The organism is Candidatus Neomarinimicrobiota bacterium (genome assembly GCA_041862535.1).
Taxonomy (GTDB): Bacteria; Fidelibacterota; Marinisomatia; order SCGC-AAA003-L08; family TS1B11.
In genome coordinates this window covers 1-7,735 of record JBGVTM010000272.1, presented here as the reverse complement: position 1 = coordinate 7,735, position 7,735 = coordinate 1, and the positions used below count along the sequence as shown (strand labels likewise).

The following is a 7,735-nucleotide window of genomic DNA, read 5'->3' as shown; positions in this document are numbered from 1 at the left end:
AAAGTGTGTCCTACAAACTCAGGAGTGATGGTTGACCGCCGGGACCAGGTCTTGATCACTTTCTTTTTCCCAGACTTATTTAGCTCTTCCACTGTCTGGTTAAGTTTTTCGGATACATATGGACCCTTCTTCACTGAGCGCGGCATATTTCTAGCCTCTTCGTTTCACAATGTAGCGGTCAGCTGGATGATTTCTTTTCCTGGTCTTATGTCCCTTCGCTAGCTTCCCTGTCGGTGAAACCGGATGGCGGCCACCAGAAGATTTTCCTTCGCCACCCCCCATGGGATGATCCACAGGATTCATGGCCACACCCCGAACCTTGGGTCGGTGGCCGAGCCAGCGGGCCCGTCCAGCCTTGCCCAAATCCACGCTTTCATGGCTCTTATTGCCGACTTCACCTATGGTAGCCACACAGTTCTCATGGATCATCCGGACTTCCCCTGAGGGAAGCTTAAGGGTCACCAGGGAACCTTCCCTGGCCATTATACGAGCCGCGGTACCGGCACTGCGGGCCAGTTGGCCACCCTTGCCGGGTTTCAACTCAATATTATGTACCATCAGACCAGCCGGTATCTTCGCCAGGGGCATGGTATTACCGGGCCTTAAAGGAGCCCTATCCCGGGAAGCGATCACTATGTCACCTACCTTGATCCCATCCGGCGCCAGAATGTATCGCCTCTCACCATCGATATACTGAACGAGGGCGATCCGGCAGGTGCGATTGGGGTCGTACTCAATGGTGCGCACAGTGCCCTCGATGCCAATTTTATCCCGCTTGAAGTCAATAACCCGGTACCGACGCTTATGTCCCCCTCCGCGACGCCGGATGGTCATGCGTCCCTGATTGTTACGGCCACCCGACTTGCGCAATGCCTCCGTGAGCGCTTGCACTGGAGTCCCGGTGGTCAGTTCCTCAAAGGTAGACACTGACATGAACCGTTGGCCGGGAGTAGTGGGTTTAATGGACCTTATGGGCATGATTAAGTGGTCCCTTCCGCGCCAAACAGATCGATCCTCTGGCCTTCAGCTAGCGTGACGATGGCTCGCTTCCAGTGGGCACGACGCCCCTCAGTCCGTATAACACGACCGCTACTCCTGATGGTCGTGCTCTTGGCCTTGCCCACCCGATTGCTGGTGGCAACATTTAGGACCTTCACGCCAAATTTATTCTCGACCGCCGCTTTGATTTCCAGCTTGTTCGCTTTTGGATGAACCTCAAAGGCATATTTACGCTGCTCTTCCTCAAGGCGCGTCATCTTCTCCGTCAGAAGAGGTCTTAGGAGGATATTATTTTTAATCGACATACTACCCGCTCAATGCAGCGCTTAAATTCTTGACACCATCCACATCAATAAGGAGATAATCGGCTGACCATGCGTCATAGGCAGATACATCCGCCGCTGATTTGACCCGCACGCCAGGCAGGTTCCTGGTAGCCAGCCACAGCCGATCTGTCGGCTTGCCCGCCAGCACCAATACCCGTTTCCCTCTCAGCCCCAGAACATTCAGAGCTGCCGCCATGTGCCTGGTTTTGTGGTCTTCTAAATCGAGTGCCTCCACAACAATGATACGTCCTTCCTTCTGCATGATTGAGAGCACCGATTTCCGTGCCAGGGTTCGGACCTTGCGGTTGACCTTGAGCTGGAAGGAACGCGGTTTAGGGCCAAAGACAACCCCGCCTCCTCTCCGGATCGGGGTTTGGGCATCACCTACTCGCGCCCGGCCCGTGCCTTTCTGCCGCCACAGCTTGACTCCGCTACCCCTCACCTCACTGCGGGTTTTAGTGGAGGCGCTACCTTGACGGCTATTGGCCAGCTCCGACTTTACCACGAGGTACATGGCATGCTCGTGGGGCTTGATCCCGAAAACTTCATTTTTCAGGTTCACTTGCTTGCCCGCGCTGGAACCATCCAGCTTATGTACGTCGACTCTCATCTCACTTTCGTAATGGTCACGGTGCCGTTCCGAGGTCCGGGGACCGACCCTTTGACAAAAAGCTGATTCGCTTCAGGCAAGACCTTTACCACTTTTAAGTTGGACACGGTCCTCTCTGCATTACCGCTGCGACCTGCCATCCGAAGTCCCGGAAACACCCGAGAAGGATCAGAGCTTGCACCTATAGAGCCACTGGCGCGCAGCTGATCTTTCTTCCCGTGCGAAGCGCGGCCACCATGGAAACCGTAGCGCTTCATTCTACCTGTAAAGCCCTTCCCCTTGGAGGTACCCGTCACTTTTATCAAGTCTCCCGGATTGAAGATTTCTACGGTAATCTGATCTCCGGGCCTATATTCCTCGGAAGTGCGGAATTCCCTTAAGACCCGGGCCGGCTTAATGCCAGCCTTCCGGAAATGTCCCATAAGTGGCCGCGGGACCTTGTTTTCCTTTCGCTCTCCATACGCCAGCTGGATCGCCTGGTAACCATCATTCTCCTTAGTCTTTACCTGGCAAACGGTACAGGGTCCAGCATGAATTACCGTGACCGGAATATCCTGGCCCGATTCATCGAAAATACGGGTCATGCCCAATTTCATACCAATCAGTGAGACCATACCTAAGCCCGTATCTCGATATCCACCCCGGCTGGTAGATCCAACTTCATCAAGGCATCCACTGTCTTGGAGGTGGAGTTGTGGATGTCTACAATCCTTTTGTGGACCTTGGTCTGGAACTGCTCGCGGGACTTCTTATCCACATGGGGCGAGCGGTTCACTGTAACGATGGTCCGCTGTGTCGGAAGCGGTATAGGACCGGAGACGAGAGCTCCGGTATTCTTGGCCGTCCGGACAATCTTCTCGGTGGATTTATCCAAGAGGATGTGGTCGTAGGCCTTCAATTTGATGCGTATTTTCTGACCAGCCATAATTAAACTGATTGGTAAAGTGGTTACGCCACCACCTGGGTGACGACGCCGGCGCCTACGGTGTGGCCACCTTCGCGAATGGCGAAGCGCAATTCCTTATCCATGGCGATGGGGGTGATCAATTCCACTTCCATGTTCACATTGTCCCCCGGCATCACCATCTCCACCCCCTCCGGCAGCCGGATCGTGCCCGTCACATCCGTGGTCCGGAAATAAAACTGGGGCCGATAACCGTTGAAAAACGGCGTGTGGCGACCACCCTCCTCCTTCTTCAGCACATACACCTCCGCCTTGAAACGGGTGTGCGGCGTGATCGATCCCGGCTTGGACACCACCATACCGCGACGCAAAAAGTCCTTGTCTATCCCCCGCAACAACAATCCCACGTTGTCTCCGGCCTCACCCTGATCCAACAACTTGCGGAACATCTCCACTCCCGTCACCACCGTCTTCTCGTGGGCACCCAAACCGATAATCTCCACCTCCTCACCCACCTTGATCACACCCTGCTCTATCCGGCCCGTACCCACCGTACCACGGCCGGTAATCGAAAACACATCCTCCACCGGCATCAAAAAGGCCTTGTCCACCGCCCGCTTCGGCGTGGGTATAAACGTGTCCACCGCCTCCAGAAGCTGCACCACCGGCTCCGCATCCGGACCGGTTCCATCGCTGTTGATCGCCTTCAAGGCCGAGCCGCGTATAATCGGAACCTCATCCCCCGGAAATTTATACGCGGTCAGCAAATCACGCAGCTCCACCTCCACCAACTCCAACAACTCCTCGTCATCCACCATGTCCACCTTGTTCAAAAACACCACCATCGAAGGCACGTTCACCTGACGAGCCAGCAGCACATGCTCCCGCGTCTGAGGCATGGGGCCATCCGCCGCACTCACCACCAGAATCGCACCGTCCATCTGGGCCGCGCCCGTGATCATGTTCTTGATGTAGTCCGCATGGCCCGGACAGTCCACATGTGCATAATGCCGGTTCTCGGTCTCATACTCCACATGAGCCGTCTGAATCGTGATCCCCCGCTCCCGCTCCTCCGGCGCATTGTCAATCGCCTCAAACGGAATATACTGCGCCAAACCTCGCTTACTCAAAATATGCGTGATCGCCGCCGTCAACATCGTCTTCCCATGATCCACATGTCCAATCGTACCTATGTTTACATGCGGCTTGGTGCGTACAAACTTCTCCTTCGCCATGAGTTAGTCCCTTTCCTTCTATAAGCTAGGCTGCTATCTTACCATGAACGCGTTCCAGAATGCGATCTTTCACTTGTTCAGGCACCTGCAGATAGCGTGAGAACTGCATTGTGAAAATCGCCCGACCTTGGGTAAGCGAACGCAGGTCAGTGGCATAGCCAAACATTTCCGACAAGGGCACCTCAGCCCGGACAACTTGGGCACCTTTACGCTTCTCCATGCCCTTGATGTGCCCACGGCGGCTCGTGAGATCCCCCATCACATCACCAAGGTAATCATCCATTACCACCACTTCCAAATCCATGTGCGGTTCCAGCAGCACAGGCTCAGCTTCCCGTACCGCTTCCTGGATTGCCAAGGATCCTGCGATCTTGAAAGCCATCTCCGATGAGTCTACTTCGTGATAGGAACCATCGTAAAGCTCAACGATGATATCTTCCACCGGATAACCAGCCAGTATACCGTTTTTCAAAGCTTCCTGGATACCTTGGTCTATCGCCGGGATATATTCTTTCGGGATCACACCACCTGCAATCTGGTTCTCAAACCGGTACCCTTTGCCGGTTTCGTGCGGCTTGATCCGAATCAGGCAGTGACCATACTGTCCGCGACCACCAGTCTGACGGACGAATTTCCCTTCGGCTTCCGCCGCAACCGTAATGGTTTCCTTATAAGCCACCTGAGGAGCGCCGATATTGGCGTGAACCCTGAACTCCCGCTTAAGCCGGTCAATGATGATTTCCAGATGCAACTCGCCCATACCAGCGATGATCGTTTGACCGGTTTCCGTATCGATGCTGATTTGGAAGGTGGGATCTTCTTCAGCCAGTTTAGCCAGTCCTTCGGCCATGGCATCGCTATCAACCTTGGACGCTGGTTCAACTGCCACTCGAATGACCGGCTCGGGAAAGTCCATCCGTTCGAGAACGATCGGGGAGGCCTCATCGGTAAGGGTATCCCCGGTGCGGGTATGCTTCAGTCCAACGATGGCGGCAATCTCACCAGTGGTCACAATACGACGTTCTTCCCGCTTGTCCGCGTGCATCAGCATAAGGCGTCCCACCCGCTCCTTCCTGCCAGTATTGGCATTCAGGATATTATCACCTGTCTTCACCTGGCCTGAATAAACCCGGAAAAAAGTGAGTCGTCCTACATAAGGGTCGGTCATAATCTTGAACGCCAAGGCACTGAACGGCGCATCATCACTTGGTTCCCGCTCTACTGGTTCAAAGGTGTTGACATCATATCCTACAACAGCACCCACCTCAATGGGCGATGGGAGATAGTCCGTTACAGCATCCAGCAGCCGCTGTACTCCCTTATTCTTGAAGGCAGCACCGCAAAGCGTGGGCACCAGAGAACCGTCGATACACGCTTTACGAATGGCCAGCTTGACTTCGTCCCCGGTGAAGGGCTCCCCCGCTAGATATTTTTCCATCAGGTGTTCATCATAAGAAGCGATTTCTTCCATCAGGCGACGCTGATACTTCTCGGCCTCTGCTTGCATGTCGGTGGGGATATCAGCGTACTCAAAGTGTCGGCCGTACTCATCTACATATAATATAGCCCGCATGGTAATCAAATCAATGAGGCCCGTAAACAGCTCCCCGGCCCCAATCGGGAGGACAATCGGCACCGGATTGGCATTTAGCCGCTCTCTTATCATATCCAACACGTGATGAAAATCCGCTCCGGTGCGATCCATTTTATTCACGAAAGCAATCCGCGGCACACGGTACTTATCAGCCTGGCGCCATACGGTTTCCGACTGGGGCTCAACGCCCCCAACAGCGCAAAATACAGCGATGGCTCCATCAAGGACACGCAGAGAGCGCTCCACTTCCACGGTAAAGTCGACATGGCCGGGTGTATCAATGATGTTGATGCGATGCCCGTTCCAGAAGCAGGTGGTAGCGGCAGAGGTGATAGTGATACCCCGCTCCTTTTCCTGATCCATCCAGTCCATAGTAGCTGCTCCATCATGGACCTCACCCATCCGATGAACCCTCCCCGTATAATAAAGGATGCGCTCGGTGGTAGTGGTCTTGCCAGCATCGATGTGGGCCATGATGCCGATGTTGCGAACGTGTTCTAGAGCAGTTTTCTCCATAGGATTAGCAATTGAACTTTAACTGGATCAGGTTATCTGAAATGCGCGAAGGCTTTATTCGCTTCCGCCATCCGATGGGTATCTTCCCGCTTTTTCACAGCTCCCCCTTCGCTGTTGGCGGCGGCGATAAACTCGGCAGCCAAGCGATCGGCCATGGTGCGTCCCTTACGCTGGCGGGCAAAATGGATAAGCCAACGCATGGCCAGCGCCTGCCGTCTCTGGGAACTGACCTCCATAGGTACCTGATATGTTGAGCCGCCGATACGCTTCGACTTAACCTCCAGCACGGGTCCCACATTTTCTAGTGCCTTTTTGAAAACTTCGACGCCCTCAGCTTTGGCCTGCTTCTTGATTTTTTCCATCGCCCTGTAGAAAATGGCCTCAGCTAGGGACTTCTTGCCCCGCTGCATCAGGCTGTTGATGAATTTGGCCACCATCAGATCGTTATAGACAGGATCTGGTGTTGACTCCCGACGTTCCGGTCTGCGTCGCCTGGGCATAATCAACTCTTTGGCTTCTTGGCCCCATAGCGCGAACGGCTCGTCATCCGATTTTCCACTCCGGCAGTATCCAGAACACCGCGAATGATATGATATCGGACACCCGGTAAATCCTTCACCCGTCCACCTTCTATCAAAACGATGGAGTGCTCCTGCAAGTTGTGGCCCTCACCGGGAATATAAGCCGTCACCTCAATGGCATTGGTTAACCGCACTCGGGCTACTTTCCGCAACGCGGAATTTGGCTTTTTAGGCGTAGTGGTATACACCCGGGTACATACACCCCGTTTTTGGGGATTACCTTGCAAGGCAGGCGTGGATTTACGCTTCTTCTCTTGCTTGCGTCCCTTGCGGACAAGCTGATTAACTGTCGGCACTAATCCTCCGTCAATCAAAATAGATTATAGCTTCTCAATTTAGGTCGTTAACAAACTTTAAGTCAACGACCTTCCTATTTATCAGCGATATGGTTTTTTGAGGTTGAGCCTGGGCGGAGCTATGCCTCAATAATGGGTTCTGATGCAGCTGGGATCTCTTCTTCCAATTCTTCCACAGGTTCAGGATCGGGATTGGCTACCAGGATTTCCCGAAAACGTGTCAAACCTGTCCCAGCCGGTATAAGACGGCCCATTACGATATTCTCCTTTAGCCCCCGGAGGTAGTCGGTTTTCCCCTCCACAGCCGCATCGGTCAGTACCCGGGTGGTTTCCTGGAAGGAAGCCGCGGAAATGAAGCTTTCCGTATTCAGTGACGCTCTGGTGATGCCCAGTAGCAGTGGCTCGAAAGTGGCCGGTTTGGCTGCCCGGGTCTTGGCAGGTGTCTTGCCATCAGCTTTAAGCTCTTTATTGATAGCATTGACCTCCGCCTTGGGATAGGCTTGCCCCTCTTCAAACTCGGAATCCCCGGCGTTAGTGATTACCACCTTCCGCTTGAGTTCTCGGTTGATGGCGTTGAGTAGGAAACGATTTAGACGGTCACCCCTCAAGACCCCAGAGTCACCGGGATCATTGATCCGTACTTTCTGCATCATCTGCCGGACAATCACCTCAAT

11 protein-coding genes are annotated in these 7,735 nt (G+C 54.0%); all 11 read right to left on the bottom strand.

Going from position 1 to position 7,735, the window contains the following annotated elements; genetic code table 11:
• Positions 1-146, bottom strand: a 146-nt coding sequence (locus tag ACETWG_10135; GenBank protein MFB0516942.1) for a ribosomal protein S19 family protein, incomplete at its 3' end; no start/stop codon positions are given.
• Positions 147-150: 4 nt separating this feature from the next.
• The gene (gene rplB, locus ACETWG_10130) at positions 151-978 is read right to left on the bottom strand and encodes a 50S ribosomal protein L2 (protein ID MFB0516941.1); all 828 of its coding nucleotides are present in this window, start codon (positions 976-978) and stop codon (positions 151-153) included.
• Between the two features lie 2 nt (positions 979-980).
• A complete protein-coding gene (gene rplW, locus ACETWG_10125; protein MFB0516940.1) occupies positions 981-1,304 on the bottom strand; it encodes a 50S ribosomal protein L23 in 324 nt (107 codons plus the stop codon).
• Position 1,305: 1 nt separating this feature from the next.
• Positions 1,306-1,935, bottom strand: a complete 630-nt coding sequence (gene rplD, locus ACETWG_10120) for a 50S ribosomal protein L4 (GenBank protein MFB0516939.1) — start codon at positions 1,933-1,935, stop codon at positions 1,306-1,308.
• Positions 1,932-2,549: a 50S ribosomal protein L3 gene (gene rplC / locus ACETWG_10115; protein MFB0516938.1), complete on the bottom strand. Its 618-nt coding sequence runs from the start codon at positions 2,547-2,549 to the stop codon at positions 1,932-1,934. The genes rplD and rplC overlap by 4 nt, the downstream gene beginning before the upstream one ends.
• A 2-nt stretch (positions 2,550-2,551) precedes the next feature.
• A complete protein-coding gene (gene rpsJ / locus ACETWG_10110) occupies positions 2,552-2,860 on the bottom strand; it encodes a 30S ribosomal protein S10 (protein MFB0516937.1) in 309 nt (102 codons plus the stop codon).
• Between the two features lie 23 nt (positions 2,861-2,883).
• On the bottom strand, positions 2,884-4,074 hold the full coding sequence (gene tuf, locus ACETWG_10105) for an elongation factor Tu (GenBank protein ID MFB0516936.1): 1,191 nt from the start codon (positions 4,072-4,074) through the stop codon (positions 2,884-2,886).
• Positions 4,075-4,099: 25 nt separating this feature from the next.
• Positions 4,100-6,184 (bottom strand): elongation factor G, encoded by a 2,085-nt coding sequence (gene fusA / locus ACETWG_10100; protein ID MFB0516935.1) that lies wholly within the window; start codon positions 6,182-6,184, stop codon positions 4,100-4,102.
• Between the two features lie 32 nt (positions 6,185-6,216).
• On the bottom strand, positions 6,217-6,684 hold the full coding sequence (gene rpsG, locus ACETWG_10095) for a 30S ribosomal protein S7 (GenBank protein ID MFB0516934.1): 468 nt from the start codon (positions 6,682-6,684) through the stop codon (positions 6,217-6,219).
• 2 nt (positions 6,685-6,686) lie between these two features.
• Complete coding sequence (rpsL, locus tag ACETWG_10090) at positions 6,687-7,061, bottom strand: 30S ribosomal protein S12 (GenBank protein ID MFB0516933.1); 375 nt, start codon at positions 7,059-7,061, stop codon at positions 6,687-6,689.
• A gap of 119 nt (positions 7,062-7,180) precedes the next feature.
• Positions 7,181-7,735, bottom strand: a 555-nt coding sequence (locus ACETWG_10085) for a DNA-directed RNA polymerase subunit beta' (GenBank protein ID MFB0516932.1), incomplete at its 5' end; no start/stop codon positions are given.